Here is a 15,311-nt window from a genome sequence, read left to right as displayed (position 1 = left end):
AGATCGATGCAAACGGCGCGAGGCCGCTTGTGTTCCGCTGCTTATGCCTCCAACTGCTTGCCGATCGGAAGCGAGCGGATGCGTTTTCCCGTCGCCGCGAAGATCGCATTGATCAGGGCCGGCGCGAACGGGGGAACACCGGGCTCGCCGACGCCGCTCGGCGGCGTGTCGGGGCCGGGCGGCACGATGTAGACGTTGGTCACCACAGGAGAATCATCCATCCTGACGACCTGGAAGTCGTCAAAATTCTTCTGCTGCACCTTGCCGTCCTTGAAGGTGATCTCGCCGTATTTGGCGAGACTGAGCCCCATGATCGCAGCGCCCTCGATCTGCGAGGCGATGCGCTCGGGATTGACATAGGCGCCACAGTCGATCGCGGTGTCGACCCGCGGCACCGTCAGCTTGCCTTTGTCGTCGACGGCCACCTCGACGATGGTCGCGATGTAGCTGACGAAGCTGCGGTGCACGGCAATGCCGAGGCCGTGGCCCTTCGGCACCTTTCGGCCCCATTCGCCCTTCTCGGCAACCAGTTCGACCACCTTGCGCAGGCGCGCGGTGTCGATCGGGTAGCTGTCCTGGGGCTCGCCATAGTTCCAGAGGTCCTTCACATTGGGCTTGACGATGCGAGGTGACCCGATCAGCTCGAGCAGCATGTCTTTCTGGTCGCGGCCGGTGGCTTGCGCGATCTCGCCGACGATCGACTGCACGGCGAAGGCGCGCGGGATGTTCGAGACCGAGCGGAACCAGCCGATGCGGGTATGCGCGGCAGCTTCCGGATTCTCGCAGGAGATGTTGGCGATCTCGAAGGGCATATCGACGAGACCCATGCCGATCTCGAACGGCGCCTGATGCACCGTGCCAGCGGCAAAGGTCGAGGCGATGCTGGGCGCCACGCTGCGGTGGCGCCAGGCGATCACCTTGCCGCTCTTGTCGAGGCCGGCCTCGATCCGCTCGACCGAGACGGTGTGCAGGAAGCCGTTGTGGATGTCGTCCTCCCGCGTCCACTGCACCTTCACGGGCGCACCAAGCTCCTTCGACAGGAGCGCGGCTTCGAGCGCAAAATCGCATTTCGACTTGCGGCCGAACCCACCGCCGAGCAGCGTCACGTTGACGGTGACGTTCCCTTCGGGAATGCCAAGCGTCTTGGCGACGTCCTCGCGTGTGCCGCCGGGGCTCTGCACTGGCGCCCAGATCTCCGCCTTGTCGCCCTTGACGTTGGCGACCGCGACCGGCGGCTCCATGCTGACATGCGCGAGATGCGGGATGTAGTACTCGCCGACGATCACCTTGTCGGCGCCTTTTAGGGCGGCGTCCGCATCGCCCTCCTTGCGCAGCACGAGGCCGGGCTTGCGCGAGGCCTCCTCGAGCTCCTTGCGGTAGGCGACCGAGTCGTATTTGCCGTTCGGACCGTCGTCCCACACCAGCTTCAACGCGTCGCGGCCCTTGATCGCCGCGCCGGTGTTGCGTGCAATCACCGCAACGCCGCCGAGCGGCTGGAATTTTGAAGGCCAAGGCCAGCCTTGAACCTGCATCACTTTTTCGACGCCGGGGACTTTCAGCGCCTCCTCCGGCTCGAACTTGACCAGCTTGCCGCCGGTCACGGGCGGGCGGGCGATCACGGCATACTTCATGCCGGGCAGGCGAACATCCGCGCCGTAACGCGCCTTGCCGGTGGTAATGTCGTGCAGGTCGACAAGTCCGATCGCGCCCTTGCCGAGATAGCGGAAGTCCTTGGGATCCTTCAGCTTGAGGCTTTCGATGCTCGGCACCGATTCCTTGGCGGCATCCGCTGCGAGCTCGCCGAAGCCCAGCTTGCGGCCGCTGGCGCTGTGAACGACCTCGTGGTTGACCGCCTTGACCTCGGTTGCCGGCACGCCCCAGCGCTTCGCTGCGGCCTGCTCCAGCATGGTGCGGGCGGAGGCGCCGATCTGGCGCATCGGGATCAGATAATGCCGCGTGCTGCGCGAGCCGTCGGTGTCCTGGTTGCCGAACTTGACCTCGTCGCCATGGGCCTGCTGCACCTTGACCCTGGACCAGTCGGCCTCCATCTCCTCGGCCACGATCAGCGGCAGGCTGGTGCGCACGCCGGTGCCCATCTCCGAACGGTGCCCGACGATGGTGACGATTCCATCAGAGGCGACCGAAACGAATACGCGCGGATCGACCACGACGCCGTGCGGCATCTTGCCGGCGCCGGTTTCATAGGCGAGTGCCTGGCGCGACATCACGGGGGCGGCGAGCACAAAGCCGCCGGTGACGCCGAGCCCCTTCAGGATGCTTCGGCGCGAGACCTTCTCGACCCTGATATGCTTTTCGAAGCCGCGCAGCTTGCGGGGATTGTCGATGAAATTCATGTCACACCCCCGTCGATGCGAGATGGATGGCGTTCTCGATGCGCTGGTAGCAGCCGCAGCGGCAGATGTTGCCGGACATCGCCTCCCGGATCTGGTCATGCGAGGGTTTTGGGTTGTCCATCAGAAGTGCTGCGGCCTGCATGATCTGGCCGGCCTGGCAGAAGCCGCATTGGGGCACGTTGACCTGGCGCCAAGCCTTCTGCACCGGATGATCGCCGTTCGGATGCAGTCCCTCGATCGTGGTGACCTCGCGTCCGGCGACGTCGTTGACCGACGTGATGCAGGCGCGAACCGCTTCCTTGTCGACGATGACGGTGCAGGCACCGCACAGGGCCTGGCCGCAGCCGTATTTGGTGCCGGTCAGTCCGGCCTCGTCACGTAGGAACCAGAGTAGCGGGAGATCCGGGTCGCCGTCCCAGCTCTGTTCCTGGCCGTTGATCTTCACCTTGATCATGATCGTCCCTCGCTCTTCATAAGCATGCCGAATTCAAAGTCGTCCGCCGCCGGTCGGCGACGGTCCTCGCGTCGTCTCGCCACATCCCGCCGTCATCCCGCGCGGGCAAATCCCGAAAGGGGGCAGGAACGCCAATGGCGATGTCTGGATGTGCTCGATACCTCCCCCCGTTTTGTTCTTCATTGATTGTATTTTCGCGCGGCATCGTGACGAAGCGACCGTAACAGAGATCGCCCCGGTTCGGCGTTCACAGCCGAGTGTTCTCACCGGGAAGAGATTGTATCGATGGTTTGTCAAAAGCAGGGCGTGTCATCCCGCCGCCTAATTGTGAAATGGGCACAACGAAAAAAAGCTTCGTCCGCCAGCAAGACCGAACGGACGAAGCAGGATGCCTCAGTCGAGGGAGGGAGAACGCAAGCACCGCGAGCTTCGAGCCGGAAGCGGGCGGTCCTGCGCAGTCATTCAGAGACCAGGACTGAGGAGCTGATGGCCCTCACATATGCGTGGCGCAGAAGCGGCGGTATCGCCGCGGTGATCCCGGAGCGGGGACCTGTGCGGCTCGCTGGCGGCGATAGGCGCCAGCGAGCCGAAGAAGGTCTGGCCAAGGCTCGGCGGCCCAGCCAGCTCAGGCGGCCTACCTAGGCGGCTTTGGCTTTCGCCACGTGGGTCGCGATCGCGTCCATCAGCGCCGGCGACAGGCAGTCATAGGGCTCGAGCCCGATCTCCTTGAGCCGCGAACGGATGCCGGCCATCTGCTCGGGCTTCACGCCCGATTCGATCACCGAGGAGACGAAGGCGGCGAATTGCGGCGCCTGCGAGCCCTGCTCCTGGAACAGTTCGGGATGGATGAAATCGAGGCCATAGAACGGATGGTTCTTGTTCTCGATCCGGCCGTACATGTGCGTGCCGCAGGCCTTGCAGGCGTGGCGCTGGATCACCGCGGAGGGGTCGACGATCTGAAGCTTGTCGCCGTTCTCGAGCACGGTGACGTTCTGGCGCGGGACCACGGCGACGACGGAGAAGATCGCGCCCTGCGGTTTCCAGCACTTGGTGCAGCCACAGGCGTGATTGTGGGCGACGTCGCCCTTGATGCCGACCTTGACCGGATGGTCCTTGCATTTGCAGACCAGCGTGCCGCCGGCAAAGCTGCCGCTGCCTTGCTTGATGCCGTTGTCGATCGAGGGATGGAGTGCAACAGTCATGGGTCGATCCTCCTTGGTGTGATGGCTTTCGAGCTAGAACACGACGACTGAACGGATGGATTTGCCCTCGTGCATGAGGTCAAAACCCTTGTTGATCTCTTCGAGCTTGAGCACGTGGGTGATCATCGGATCGATCTGGATCTTTCCGTTCATGTACCAGTCGACGATCTTCGGCACGTCGGTGCGCCCGCGCGCGCCGCCGAAAGCGGTGCCGCGCCAGTTGCGCCCTGTGACGAGCTGGAACGGGCGAGTGGCGATCTCCTTGCCGGCTTCGGCGACGCCGATGATGATCGAGGTGCCCCAGCCGCGATGGCAGGCTTCCAGCGCCTGGCGCATCACGGTGGTGTTGCCGGTGCAGTCGAAGGTGTAGTCGGCGCCGCCGTCGGTGAGGCCGACGAGGTGCTGAACGATGTCGCCGGTGATCTTCTTCGGGTTGACGAAGTCGGTCATGCCGAACCTGCGACCCCATTCCTCCTTGGAGTCGTTGATGTCGACGCCGATGATCTTGTCGGCTCCGGCCATCTTGGCGCCCTGGATGACGTTGAGGCCGATGCCACCGAGGCCGAACACGACCACGTTGGAGCCCGGCGTGACCTTGGCGGTGTTGACGACGGCACCGACACCGGTGGTGACGCCGCAGCCGATGTAGCAGCTCTTGTCGAACGGCGCGTCCTCGCGGATCTTGGCCACCGCGATCTCGGGCAGCACCGTGAAGTTCGAGAAGGTCGAGCAGCCCATGTAGTGGTAGATCGGCTTGCCCTTGTAGGAGAAGCGGCTGGTGCCGTCAGGCATCACGCCCTTGCCCTGCGTCGCGCGGATCGCGGTGCAGAGATTGGTCTTCTGGCTGAGGCAGCTTTTGCACTGCCGGCATTCCGGCGTGTAGAGCGGGATGACGTGATCGCCCGGTTTCACCGAGGTCACGCCCGGGCCGATCTCGCGGATGATGCCCGCTCCCTCATGTCCCAGGATCGATGGAAAAATTCCCTCGCTGTCGAAGCCGTCGAGCGTGTAGGCGTCGGTATGGCAGATGCCCGTCGCCTTGATCTCGACCAGGACTTCGCCGGCCTTCGGGCCTTCCAGATCGACCTCGACGATCTCGAGCGGCTTCTTGGCTTCGAAAGCAACGGCGGCACGTGTCTTCATCGTAGAACTCCTCAGATTCTCGCAGGGCGCCAAGAGATAGTCTCGGCAGTCCTTGTCGCGTTCATTTCTTTCCCATGCAGGCGTCTTCCGCCTTGGTGTAGGCCTCCGGTTTCTCCTCCTTCTTGGAGGGACGCTGCCGGCCCCATGCTTCGGTGGAGCGGGCGCGCAGATAGACGTACAGATCGTCCATGTAGCAGGCGACGTTCGGATTGTCGCCGAAGGCCGGCATGACGTTCTCCTGTGCAGTCGAGATGTTCTTGCGACCGGAGGCGATCACGCCGATAAAGTCGCCATAGCTCATCGACTTGACGGAATCCTTCAGCGCCGGCGCGTAGGTGGAGCCCATGCCGTCGGGGCCGTGGCACACATGACAGTCTGAGTGATAGCGGCGGTATCCGGAATAGGTGAACCAGTCCACGGTGCCGTCGGCTGAAATCTTGTAGGTGGGATTTCCCTCCTTATCGAGCCACTTTCCGTCGTCTTCCTTCTTTACCGCGGTCGGGTCGCCCGGACCTTCCGCGACCGCAACTCCTCCGGACGCAACGAAGATCATCACAGCAATGACAGAGCAGATTTTACGCAAGAGATTCTTCCTCGAAGGCGTTCGGTGGAGACGAGCCGGCGCGTGGAGGTGATTCCACGCGCCGGAGCGATGCTGATGGGCCTAGTTCGGCAGCGAGAACACGGTCAGCGTACCGCCGAGCGCCGTGTAGTTGCTGAGGGCCGCGTAGCCGCCGACGGCGCCGAGACCTGCGGTCGGATCGGTCAGACCCGCCGCCAGACCAATGCCGGCCCAGCCACCCACGCCGGAGAGCACGGCAACGTACTGCTTGCCGTTGTTCTCATAGGTGGTGACGTTGCCGATGATGCCGGAGGGAGTCTTGAACTTGTAGAGCTCCTTGCCGGACTTGGCATCGACCGCCTTCAGGTAGCCTTCGAGCGTGCCGTAGAACACCACGCCGCCGGCGGTTGCGAGCGCACCCGACCAGACCGAGAACTGTTCCTTGTTCGACCAGACGATCTTGCCGGTCTTGCCGTCCCAGGCGATGAAGTTGCCCATGTGGCTTTCACCCTGCGGCGGATACATCGAGAGCGTCGCGCCCACATAGGGCTGGCCCGCGGTGTAGCTCACCTTGAACGGTTCGTAGTCCATGCAGACGTGGTTGGTCGGAACGTAGAACAGCTGCGTGTCCGGCGAGTAGGCTGCCGGCTGCTCGTCCTTGGTGCCGAGCGCGGCCGGGCAGATACCCTTCACGTTGACGTCCTCGCCCGCCTTGTCCGTCGAAGCTGCGTCGAGCACCTTCGGGCGGCCATAGGTCGGAGAGCTCTTGTTCATGTCGACGCCGGAGGTCCAGTTCACCTTCGGATCGTATTTCTCGGCGACCAGCAGTTCACCGTTCTCGCGGTCCATGGTGTAGGCGAGGCCGTTGCGGTCGAAATGGGTCAGGAGCTTGCGCGGCTGGCCGTTGATCTGCTGATCCGTGAGGATCATCTCGTTGACGCCGTCATAGTCCCACTCGTCGTGCGGCGTCATCTGGTAGACCCACTTGGCCATTCCGGTGTCCGCGTCCCGCGCGAAGATGGTCATCGACCATTTGTTGTCACCCGGACGCTGCTTCGGATTCCAGGTCGAGGGGTTGCCTGAGCCGTAATAGACCATGTTCAGAGCGGGATCGTAGGAGATCCAGCCCCAGGTGCAGCCGCCGCCGATCTTCCACTGATCGCCCTGCCAGGTCTTCAAGCTGGAGTCGGCTCCGACCGGCTTGCCGAGCGACATCGTCTTGGCCGGATCGAACTTGATCTGATCATCCGGACCTTCGGAATAGGCGCGCCAGACCTGCTTGCCGCTCTTGAGGTCGTACGCGGTGACGTGGCACTGCACGCCGAATTCACCGCCGGAGATGCCGACCAGGACCTTGTCCTTGACGACCAGCGCGGCCGACGTGCCGGTCTCGCCCTTGGCCGGATTGCCGTTGGTCGCCGTCCAGGCCACCTGACCAGTCTTGGCGTCGAGCGCGACGAGGTTGGTGTCGGCCTGGTGCAGGATGATCTTGCCGTCACCGTAGGACAGGCCGCGGTTCACCGTGTCGCAGCACATCACCGGAATGACGTTCGGATCCTGCTTCGGCTCGTACTTCCAGATGATTTTGTTCTCGTTGGAAAGGTCAAGAGCGTAGACCTTGTTCGGGAACGGCGTGTGGACGTACATGACATTGCCGATGATCAGCGGGCCGCCTTCATGGCCGCGCAGCACGCCGGTCGAGAAGGTCCAGGCGACCTGGAGCTTGCCGACGTTCTGAGCGTTGATCTGGTTCAGCTTGGAATAGCGGGTGTTGGCATAGTCACCCGCCGGCATCACCCAGTCCTTCGGGTTCTGCGACATCTTGATCAGCTCGTCATTGGCTGAAGCGCTGCCGACGGCGAGAGCCGCCGCGGAGCCGAGATAGGTCGCCAGTAGCACCTTGCGCATAGTTATTCCTCCGTTGGTCTCGTTTATTGTTTCCGAAGCATTGCTCAATCGCCGGGCTTCTCGTCCGGCGTCTGCTCGTGCAGGGCGGTCACGATTGGGACCAGAAACGATGCTGTGCTGTTTCCTCCTCCTGATGAGAGCCACGGGTCCACGCGCGGGAGCGGCCCGTTCTTGTTGTTCCTGCCGCAATCCCTAACGACTTTGTCATCGGGAAACTTGCCCAAGAGAGAAGCCGGTTTGCTCGACAGCGCACGGAGGCGAAGATTTTGATTTTGCAGTAGCGAATTCAGCGGCTTCGGTGTGCCTTTGAGGCCGCCTTCCACGCTCAGGTTCCCCTTGACGGCGCTGCAACTAAGGCGGAGGATTAAGTTTCAAGGGTGGCAATGGAACGATGGCGCTCGTTGCAAGAGACCGCTCAAATTCGAGGTAAACGTCACGCAATCATGGCTGAGGGCTCCGGCAGCGCTGGTTGCGATTCGCGCCGAATCTCCGGATCAAATCAGTGGCTGGATTAATGCCCGACACCATTCACACGCTCTCGACGACCGGAATGACGCCGAAGCGGCAGATCCAGAGCTGGATCGAAGGACTGACGAGCCTGTGCGGGTATTTCGACGTCGATCCGCTGGAGGCGTCCTCGCTCGAAGGTCGCATCGATTACACCACGGTCTCGCGTCTCAAGCTCTGCCAGATCGAGGTCAGCCAGCATCGCATCGCACACACGATGGCGCGCGCCAAGGCCAATGAACACCCCTACATAAAGATCCACTTCCAGACCTACGGCGTGTCCTATTTCGAGCAGGAAGGCCGCCATATCGAACTCAACCCCGGCGACATCATCGCCTATGACGTCTCCTGCCCGCATTCGATCATCAGCCCCGCCTTCACCCGTCACGACGTGGTGATCGTGCCGAAGGCGCTGCTGCGCGACCGCGGATTCCCGTCGCAGCGGATGCCTGCCTGCAAATTGACCGCGAAGACCGGTACCGGGCGGATCGCCCACGATTTCGTCCATGCCACCTTCGACGAGGCCGCAAAGCTGTCGGCGAACAGTGCGGTCGGTGTCGCCGATTCGCTGATCGACCTGTTGCTGCTGCCGCTGCGCGAAGCCGACACGATGTTCGATCGTGTCGGGCCCGAAGCGATGTATGTGCGTGCGCAGTTCTTCATCCGCGAGCACTTGCGCGATCCGGATCTGTGCATCGACCAGATCTCGGCCGAGCTCGGCTGCTCCAAGCGCTATCTGCACATGCTGTTTTCGGAGCGCGGCACTACGGTGAGCGACTACATCTGGCAGGCGCGGTTGCAGAACTGCCGCCAGGAGCTCGAGGCCCACGCCGGCAAGACCATCACCGACGTCGCCTTCTCCTGGGGCTTCTCCAGCTCATCGCATTTCAGCCGGGTGTTCCGAAAATATTTCGGCGTGGTGCCGTCCTCGATCCACAAGGCACAGCACGGCACGGCCAGCTCGGGCGAGCATTAGGCGTTTTCGAGCGAATGCTCCAGGCGAGCGCTCGCGCGACGTCGGCGATATTTCACGCCGGCATAGCGATATAGGGAATGCCGGCCACGAGAGCGACGAGCAGCACCGCGTTCCCCAGCATTCCGCTCCAATGCAGCCGGCGCAACCGACGTGGGGCGTCGGCATCGCCGGCGTCCCGCGCGCTGAGCTGGTCGTCGACCCTTTGCATGAACCAGCGGCGTCCCCAGATCGCCAGGGCCGCGATCATGCCGACGCCCAGCGCGGCAAGCAGGCGACCGTCGAGGAGGAGAGCCACCGTTCCAATGACGGCGGCAACGCGCATCACCAGGAAATGAGCATTGAACATTCCGCGCAGCAACTGGGCGACGGGCTGGATATCTAGCCTCACCAGCAGGAAGGCGGGCGATGCCAGCGTGAAATAGCCCATCGGAAAAAGCAGGATAATCATAACGGCGACGGCGACTGCATCCGGTGTCATACGATCGGCTCTTCTTGTCCGCAGAGGCGCACAATCATAGCGGGAAAACGCACTTCCGACACTAGAGCATGATCCGAAAAAGTGTGAAGCGGTTCTCCGAAAAGATCATGCTCAAACAAAGACCTAAGGCGCGATGACGATTCATCCAAATCTCATCGCGCCTTAGGCTTTGGCCGGTCTCCGGGCCGGGAAGCGAGCAACCGGCGCGCCAGCCATGGCTCAGGCTGGCTCGAGGCCGAGCGCCTGCGCGCTCTCGATCCAGATCGGCAGCTCGCGCTGATACAGCGCATTGGTTTCCTTGAAGCCGATGGCGGGTTCGAGCACGAATGTCGCGAGAACCTCCTTCACCTTCGGATCGTTGTTGGCGGCGACGCAGAGCTCGGCGAGGCGATCGACCACCGGCTGTGGCGTCGCCTTCGGCACTGCCCAGCCGGTGAATCCGCTCACGGTGAAGAATTTTGAGGTCGCGCCCTGTTCCGGAAGAGTCTTGATGGTCGGAATTGCATCGACCTTCTTCGAATGCACGGCGAACACGGTGCCGCGGTCGCTTTGCAGGACCGACTGTGCGGCCGTGTAGCTGCCCATCGCGGCATCGAGCGTGCCTTCCAGCATTCCCGTCCACATCGGCGCCTCGCCGCGATAGTGCACCGGCTCGATGTTGAGGCCATACTGCTTGTTGAGCTCGTTGATCGTCATGTGCGGGGCCGAGCCCGCGCTGTAGGTGCCGAAGTTCACCTTGCCGCTCTTGCGCGCAAAGGCGACGAAATCCTCCAGCGTCTTGACCCCGGTTCTCGGGTTCGCCACCAGCAACAGGCCCGCGCCCGGAATGACGCTGACGAGCGTCAGATCCTTGTCCATGTCATAGCCGGGATTCTTCATCACGACCCGGTTCATGATGTAGGTGGTCGAGATCGAGCACAGGATGGTGTGGCCGTCGGGCTCGGCGCGGGCGACCTCCGCCGTGCCGATCGCGCCGGAAGCGCCGGGCTTGTTCTCGATGACGACGGTCTTGCCGATCTGCTTGGAGATGAATTCGCCATAGGCGCGCGCGAGCAGGTCGGTCTGACCGCCGGCCGGATAGCTGCAGATCATGCGGATCTGCCGCGACGGCCACGTGGTTTGCGCCGATGCGTTGCGCACGGCGAAAGGCATCGCGAGTGCAGCGGTGCCGGCGGCGACGAAGTGGCGGCGATCGAGTTTGGCGGACATGATTCTCTCCCGGATTGCCGAACCTACTGCATCAGGCCGTCGCTGCCATGGGCTGCAGGCGAGACAGATTGGCGCATTCGATTGGCTTGCGCGGTGCCTATTCGGTTATCACCGGGACGTTCGTGTGGGTGAAGCGATGGCCGTACCACCCACTTGCTGTCATCGCCCGGCTTTGACCGAGCGATCCAGTACTCCGAGACAGTTGTGGTTCACTCGATGGGCCGCGGCGTACTGGATGCCCCGGGCAAGCCGGGGCATGACAGCGGTGATGTGAGGCACTCAGTCCGTCTCACCGCTGAATGATCTTCGTCCAGACGTCTCCCAAAATCGCCGGCTCGCGCGGCGGCAGATAGGTGAGGCCGGCCTGCTTGCCGAACTCGGCGATCTTGCCCTCAGCGGCGAGCTCGGTCAGCGCCTTGTTGACCGCCCCGATCAGCGCGCCATCACTGGCGAGCCCGACATAGCCGCGATTGGCTCCGATCGGGTAGTAGTAGCCGGACGCCGTGATCGCCGTGTCGGGGTGCGCGGCGCGATGGGCGTCGAAGCGGGCAAGATCGATCAGCGTCGCGTCATGGTCGCCGCGCTGCAGCGCGCCCAGGAGATCGTCGCGGCCCGGGACAAGGTGGGTGATGCTGTCGATCAGGCGTCCCTTGTCGAAGGTCATCAGGATGGCGTCGCCGAGCGACCCGCTTTCGATGACGAGACGAAGCCCAGTAAGATCGCCGATGTCGCCGATCTTGCGGCCGCGGGCCTTCGGCCCCAGCACCACAGTCATCGGCGAATAGACGTAAGGCTGGCTCGGCGCGAGCACGCCCAGCGGGACGCGGCGCCGACGATCATCGCGGGTGGCCCCGGCGAAATCCGGCAAGCGCGCCGTCTTCAGCCCGGGCACGACGAGCGAATCCTGCGTCAGTGCGTAGCCGCCGACGAGCGAGCAGCGCCCATCCGAGAGCAGCGCGTTGGCTTCGAGCTGCGGGCTCGAATCCTCGTCCAGCTTGCTCTCGAACCACTGGATCGCCAGCGGCCGTCCGAGCCGCTCGGCGATCGCCTGCGCCAGCAGCACGTCGAAGCCGGCATCCGGCTTGCCGCGGTGGTGCATCGAGAGCGGCGGCCGGTCCTCGTCGAGACAGATCTTCAGGGGATCGTCGGCAGCAAGAGCGACCGACGTCATCGTGGAAAGAAAGGCCGCAACACTCCAGGCAACGCGCCGGCCCCTCATGGCTTCCTCCGGCTGGAGATGAAGGCCCAGAGATCGCCGATCTGGTCGTCGCTGAGGATGTCGCCCCAGGGCGGCATCTTGTTGTTCTTGCCGTTCTTGACCGTGGTGACGAAGCGCGTCTTGTCGTCCGGGAAGACGCGCAGGTCCGGCGTGATGGTGCCGGAGTTCATCAGGTTGGGACCGTGGCAGTGTGAGCATTTCTCGGCATAGGTCGACTTGCCGTGGTCGATCTGCGCCTGCAGCGGGTTGCCGGTTGCGTCATCCGCGGCGCGAACGGTCGCCGCAAGCGCGACCGTCAGCACCGCGGCGGTGGCGAGGCTCGCCACCGTCCTGTGTGATACTTCTCTCAGCATCGTGCCGTGGTTACTGCTTGACCGCAAAGACCCACAGCGAGCCGCCGGGCGGCACCTGAGCCAACCGCTCGTCGCCGGAGAACAGCGAGTAGACCCCGCCATAGCCGCTGGTCACTGCGACGTACTGCACGCCGTCCTGCTGCCAGGTCACCGGCTGTCCCTCGATGCCGGACCCGGTCTGGAACTGCCAGAGCTTCTTGCCGGTGTCGGCGTCGAACGCCTCGAACTCGCCGGTCAGCGCGCCCGTGAACACGACGCCGCCTGCGGTCGACAGCACGCCGGAGAAGCGCGGAATGTCGACCGGTGCCTCCCACTTCGCCTTGCCGGTCAGGGGATCGATTGCCTTCAGATGTCCGCGCGGGCCGTCGCCGTACTCCCAGAGATCGGTCAGGTCCATGCCGAGATACCATTCACCCTGCTTGAAGGTGACGGGCTCGGTCTTGTACCTGCCGCCGAAGGCGAGCGTGTTGGCATAGGCAAGGCCGGTCTGCGGGTTGAACGACATCGGCTCCCAATTCTTGCCGCCGAGGATGGACGGATAGACCGTGACCTTCTTGCCCTCGCGCGCGTCCTTGGAAACGTCGGTCTCGATCGGACGTCCGGTCTTCATGTCGATCCCGGTCGCCCAGTTGACCTTCACGTAAGGATTGGCCGCGAGCAGCTTCCCGTTGGTGCGGTCGAGCACGTAGAAGAAGCCGTTGCGGTTGGCATCCATCAGCACCTTGGTCGGCTTGCCCTCGATATTCATGTCGGCGAGGACCATTTCGGCCACGGCGTCATAGTCGAACGGATTGTTCGGCGAGAACTGGTAATGCCACTTGATCTTGCCGGTCTTGGGATCCATCGCCAGCACGGAGCAGGTGTAGAGGTTGTCGCCGGGGCGCACCGCCGAATTGAACGGGCCGGGATTGCCGATGCCCCAATACACCGTGTTCAGCTCGGGGTCATAAGAACCCGTGATCCAGGTCGAACCGCCACCGAGCTTCCAGGTATCGCCCTTCCAGGTGTCGCCGCCGGGCTCATCCGGTGAAGGGATCGAGTGGGTGCGCCAGAGGTGCTTGCCCGTCGCCGGATCCCAGCCGTCGATGAAGCCCCTTGTGCCGAATTCGGCACCGGAGATTCCGGTGATGACGACGCCATCGGCAACCAGTGGGGCGACGGTCATCGAGTAGCCTTCCTTGATGTCGGCCGCCTTCTGCCGCCACAGCTCCTTGCCGTTCTTGGCGTCGAGCGCGATCACGTGGGCGTCGAGCGTGGTGCGGAACACCTTGCCGTCGTAGAGCGCCGCGCCGCGGTTGATGATGCCGCAGCAGACGATGCGCGGGGTCTCGGCGGGGTACTCGACCTTGGTCTTCCAGATCTGCTTGCCGGTCTTGGCGTCGACCGCCATGGTCGCGTTGTGCGAGGTCACGTAGATCACGCCCTGGTACACCAGCGGCTGCGATTCCTCGCTGCGATCGTCGTTAAAGGAGTAGTTCCAGACCGGGACGAGGTTCTTGACGGTATCCTTGTTGATCCGGTTCAGCGTCGAGAAGCGCTGGAGATTGTAGCCCATTCCATAATTGAGAACGTTCGACGTGTCGGTCGCCCCCTTGACCAGCTGCTCGCTGGTTTGTGCATTTGCACAGGTTGACGCAAGCATGACGAGGCCTGCGGCCATCGCAAAGCGTTTCATCCGTTCCTCCCAATATGCGCGCCTTTGACGCTGCGACTGCAACACTCCGCCGGAAAGCAAAACGCGTCAATACGAAAGTCGTAAGTGCCGCGCCGATATCGTTGGACGCTGGTGCCGGTCACCTTACGGAAACCTGACGCAAGCAACTCTCACTTGTGCGGAGACGCTGAGAAAATTCCGCGGCACGAAGCTGTCTCGGGCGGAGATCGCCGAGCGAACGGCCGGGTTTTCCCGGCGTTGTGGCGCGCGCAACTTGCAATTCCGGGCTTGAACCGAGGTCCGCTTGTGGATTTATGTCGTCTCTGTCCCCGCCGATCCGGGGTTCTTGGCCAGGGAGGTCTTGATGATTTCGCGTCGCTCAATTGCCCTTGCGCTTACGATTGCATTGTCCGCCGGTCCGGCGTGGTCGGCCTCCGGCAATGCTGTCAAATTGTTCGACAACGGCACGCTCGATCTTGCCGAGGTGAAGAAGGCGGCCGCCGCATTGTTCGCAAAGCTCGATCCCGATCATGATGGCACGCTTGATGCGCGCGAATTGCGTGGGCGGTTGACCGCGAAAGAACTCGCTGCCGCCGATCCCGACCGCGACGGGACCCTTACGCTCGACGAATATCTGGCCGTGGTCGAGCAGCGCTTCAACGCAGCGAATCCCGACAAGGACGGAACGCTGGATGCGAAGGAGCTGAACTCGCGCGCCGGCCGGGCCCTGCTGCGATTGTTGCGGTAAATAGCGCGTCTGGCTGAGAATGTAATTCCACAAGGCCGGAACCTCGGGCTGCCCGGCCTGTTCTCCTCGCGACCTGCTTGGCGCCGGGGCAGCGCTGCAGGAAAAGAGGAGATGCACATGAACACAAAACGTTCAGTTCTTGCTGCCTGCGCGATCCTGACGTTGAGCGCCGGCGTCGCCATTGCCGGCCCGTGCAACACCGGCAGTGCTAGCACCGACAAGGATGCTGGTTCTGGTCCGGTTACCGTGGGCTCCGCGCAATCGCACTCGTCCAGTTCAGCGGGTGAGACCAGCCAGCATCCGCCGACCAGCACGATGAATCGTGCAAGCGGTGAAACGCCGGCTTCGTCCGAGGATGCGCAGCGGCAAATGCAGAGTGAGCCGACGGCGGCTCAGCGCGCCGAAGGCGCCAAGCCAAGCGCCGAAATGGCCGACAAGGGCTGCTGACGGCGCCGTTGTCGATTCGACGCGCGATGCGTTGCACAAGGTGATGTCTCGCAGGTCGTCTTTGACCAAGAGGGAACTGGCTTTGTCCGAGAGAGAA

15 protein-coding genes are annotated in these 15,311 nt (G+C 63.2%); 3 read left to right on the top strand and 12 right to left on the bottom strand.

Going from position 1 to position 15,311, the window contains the following annotated elements; translation table 11 throughout:
* Positions 1 to 41: 41 nt before the first annotated feature.
* The 7 genes from YU9_RS0121350 to YU9_RS47985 all read right to left on the bottom strand — a co-directional run bounded on the left by YU9_RS0121350 (position 42) and on the right by YU9_RS47985 (position 7,946).
* On the bottom strand, positions 42 to 2,354 hold the full coding sequence (locus YU9_RS0121350) for a molybdopterin cofactor-binding domain-containing protein (protein WP_027574631.1): 2,313 nt from the start codon (positions 2,352 to 2,354) through the stop codon (positions 42 to 44).
* Position 2,355: 1 nt separating this feature from the next.
* A complete protein-coding gene (locus tag YU9_RS0121345; RefSeq protein WP_027574630.1) occupies positions 2,356 to 2,808 on the bottom strand; it encodes a (2Fe-2S)-binding protein in 453 nt (150 codons plus the stop codon).
* Positions 2,809 to 3,446: 638 nt separating this feature from the next.
* Positions 3,447 to 4,010 (bottom strand): S-(hydroxymethyl)glutathione synthase, encoded by a 564-nt coding sequence (gene gfa / locus YU9_RS0121340; RefSeq protein ID WP_027574629.1) that lies wholly within the window; start codon positions 4,008 to 4,010, stop codon positions 3,447 to 3,449.
* Positions 4,011 to 4,043: 33 nt separating this feature from the next.
* Positions 4,044 to 5,153, bottom strand: a complete 1,110-nt coding sequence (locus tag YU9_RS0121335; protein ID WP_027574628.1) for an S-(hydroxymethyl)glutathione dehydrogenase/class III alcohol dehydrogenase — start codon at positions 5,151 to 5,153, stop codon at positions 4,044 to 4,046.
* A gap of 61 nt (positions 5,154 to 5,214) precedes the next feature.
* Positions 5,215 to 5,706 carry a c-type cytochrome, methanol metabolism-related gene (locus YU9_RS0121330; RefSeq protein WP_027574627.1) on the bottom strand — a complete coding sequence of 164 codons (492 nt, stop codon included), beginning with the start codon at positions 5,704 to 5,706 and terminating at the stop codon, positions 5,215 to 5,217.
* Between the two features lie 111 nt (positions 5,707 to 5,817).
* On the bottom strand, positions 5,818 to 7,623 hold the full coding sequence (gene xoxF5, locus YU9_RS0121325) for a lanthanide-dependent methanol dehydrogenase XoxF5 (protein ID WP_027574626.1): 1,806 nt from the start codon (positions 7,621 to 7,623) through the stop codon (positions 5,818 to 5,820).
* A gap of 44 nt (positions 7,624 to 7,667) precedes the next feature.
* Positions 7,668 to 7,946: a hypothetical protein gene (locus YU9_RS47985; RefSeq protein WP_156952027.1), complete on the bottom strand. Its 279-nt coding sequence runs from the start codon at positions 7,944 to 7,946 to the stop codon at positions 7,668 to 7,670.
* A gap of 191 nt (positions 7,947 to 8,137) precedes the next feature.
* On the opposite strand from YU9_RS47985, the gene YU9_RS0121320 reads away from it, so the two are divergent.
* Positions 8,138 to 9,106, top strand: a complete 969-nt coding sequence (locus YU9_RS0121320; protein ID WP_027574625.1) for a helix-turn-helix domain-containing protein — start codon at positions 8,138 to 8,140, stop codon at positions 9,104 to 9,106.
* A gap of 52 nt (positions 9,107 to 9,158) precedes the next feature.
* Here YU9_RS0121320 and YU9_RS0121315 read toward each other — a convergent pair whose 3' ends face one another.
* From YU9_RS0121315 to YU9_RS0121295, 5 genes are all read right to left on the bottom strand, one after another.
* The gene (locus YU9_RS0121315) at positions 9,159 to 9,584 is read right to left on the bottom strand and encodes a hypothetical protein (RefSeq protein ID WP_027574624.1); all 426 of its coding nucleotides are present in this window, start codon (positions 9,582 to 9,584) and stop codon (positions 9,159 to 9,161) included.
* A gap of 219 nt (positions 9,585 to 9,803) precedes the next feature.
* Positions 9,804 to 10,793, bottom strand: a complete 990-nt coding sequence (locus tag YU9_RS0121310) for a tripartite tricarboxylate transporter substrate binding protein (protein WP_027574623.1) — start codon at positions 10,791 to 10,793, stop codon at positions 9,804 to 9,806.
* A gap of 289 nt (positions 10,794 to 11,082) precedes the next feature.
* A complete protein-coding gene (locus YU9_RS0121305) occupies positions 11,083 to 12,012 on the bottom strand; it encodes an ABC transporter substrate-binding protein (protein WP_027574622.1) in 930 nt (309 codons plus the stop codon).
* Positions 12,009 to 12,365 carry a cytochrome c gene (locus YU9_RS0121300; RefSeq protein ID WP_027574621.1) on the bottom strand — a complete coding sequence of 119 codons (357 nt, stop codon included), beginning with the start codon at positions 12,363 to 12,365 and terminating at the stop codon, positions 12,009 to 12,011. The genes YU9_RS0121305 and YU9_RS0121300 overlap by 4 nt, the downstream gene beginning before the upstream one ends.
* A gap of 10 nt (positions 12,366 to 12,375) precedes the next feature.
* Positions 12,376 to 14,040, bottom strand: coding sequence for a methanol/ethanol family PQQ-dependent dehydrogenase (locus YU9_RS0121295; RefSeq protein WP_027574620.1), 1,665 nt, complete (start codon positions 14,038 to 14,040; stop codon positions 12,376 to 12,378).
* Positions 14,041 to 14,383: 343 nt separating this feature from the next.
* Between YU9_RS0121295 and YU9_RS0121290 the strand changes: the two genes are divergently transcribed.
* Positions 14,384 to 14,767, top strand: coding sequence for a calcium-binding protein (locus YU9_RS0121290; protein WP_027574619.1), 384 nt, complete (start codon positions 14,384 to 14,386; stop codon positions 14,765 to 14,767).
* 117 nt (positions 14,768 to 14,884) lie between these two features.
* Complete coding sequence (locus YU9_RS46025; RefSeq protein ID WP_245266466.1) at positions 14,885 to 15,214, top strand: hypothetical protein; 330 nt, start codon at positions 14,885 to 14,887, stop codon at positions 15,212 to 15,214.
* The last annotated feature ends 97 nt before the right edge of the window (positions 15,215 to 15,311 follow it).

Source organism: Bradyrhizobium sp. WSM1743 (genome assembly GCF_000473065.1).
Classification (GTDB): Bacteria; Pseudomonadota; Alphaproteobacteria; order Rhizobiales; family Xanthobacteraceae; genus Bradyrhizobium.
The sequence above is the reverse complement of the archived record's forward strand: the minus strand, read 5'-3'. Positions and strand labels throughout refer to the sequence as shown.

Bases quoted from the DNA above. Each gene is read 5' to 3' on its own strand.
- YU9_RS0121305 (WP_027574622.1), bottom strand. From the start codon at position 12,012: ATGAGGGGCCGGCGCGTTGCCTGGAGTGTTGCGGCCTTTCTTTCCACG.
- YU9_RS0121295 (WP_027574620.1), bottom strand. From the start codon at position 14,040: ATGAAACGCTTTGCGATGGCCGCAGGCCTCGTCATGCTTGCGTCAACC.
- YU9_RS0121310 (WP_027574623.1), bottom strand. From the start codon at position 10,793: ATGTCCGCCAAACTCGATCGCCGCCACTTCGTCGCCGCCGGCACCGCT.
- gfa (WP_027574629.1), bottom strand. From the start codon at position 4,010: ATGACTGTTGCACTCCATCCCTCGATCGACAACGGCATCAAGCAAGGC.
- YU9_RS0121290 (WP_027574619.1), top strand. From the start codon at position 14,384: ATGATTTCGCGTCGCTCAATTGCCCTTGCGCTTACGATTGCATTGTCC.
- YU9_RS0121300 (WP_027574621.1), bottom strand. From the start codon at position 12,365: ATGCTGAGAGAAGTATCACACAGGACGGTGGCGAGCCTCGCCACCGCC.
- YU9_RS0121330 (WP_027574627.1), bottom strand. From the start codon at position 5,706: ATGATCTTCGTTGCGTCCGGAGGAGTTGCGGTCGCGGAAGGTCCGGGC.
- YU9_RS0121320 (WP_027574625.1), top strand. From the start codon at position 8,138: ATGCCCGACACCATTCACACGCTCTCGACGACCGGAATGACGCCGAAG.
- xoxF5 (WP_027574626.1), bottom strand. From the start codon at position 7,623: ATGCGCAAGGTGCTACTGGCGACCTATCTCGGCTCCGCGGCGGCTCTC.
- YU9_RS0121315 (WP_027574624.1), bottom strand. From the start codon at position 9,584: ATGACACCGGATGCAGTCGCCGTCGCCGTTATGATTATCCTGCTTTTT.
- YU9_RS0121350 (WP_027574631.1), bottom strand. From the start codon at position 2,354: ATGAATTTCATCGACAATCCCCGCAAGCTGCGCGGCTTCGAAAAGCAT.
- YU9_RS0121345 (WP_027574630.1), bottom strand. From the start codon at position 2,808: ATGATCAAGGTGAAGATCAACGGCCAGGAACAGAGCTGGGACGGCGAC.
- YU9_RS0121335 (WP_027574628.1), bottom strand. From the start codon at position 5,153: ATGAAGACACGTGCCGCCGTTGCTTTCGAAGCCAAGAAGCCGCTCGAG.
- YU9_RS46025 (WP_245266466.1), top strand. From the start codon at position 14,885: ATGAACACAAAACGTTCAGTTCTTGCTGCCTGCGCGATCCTGACGTTG.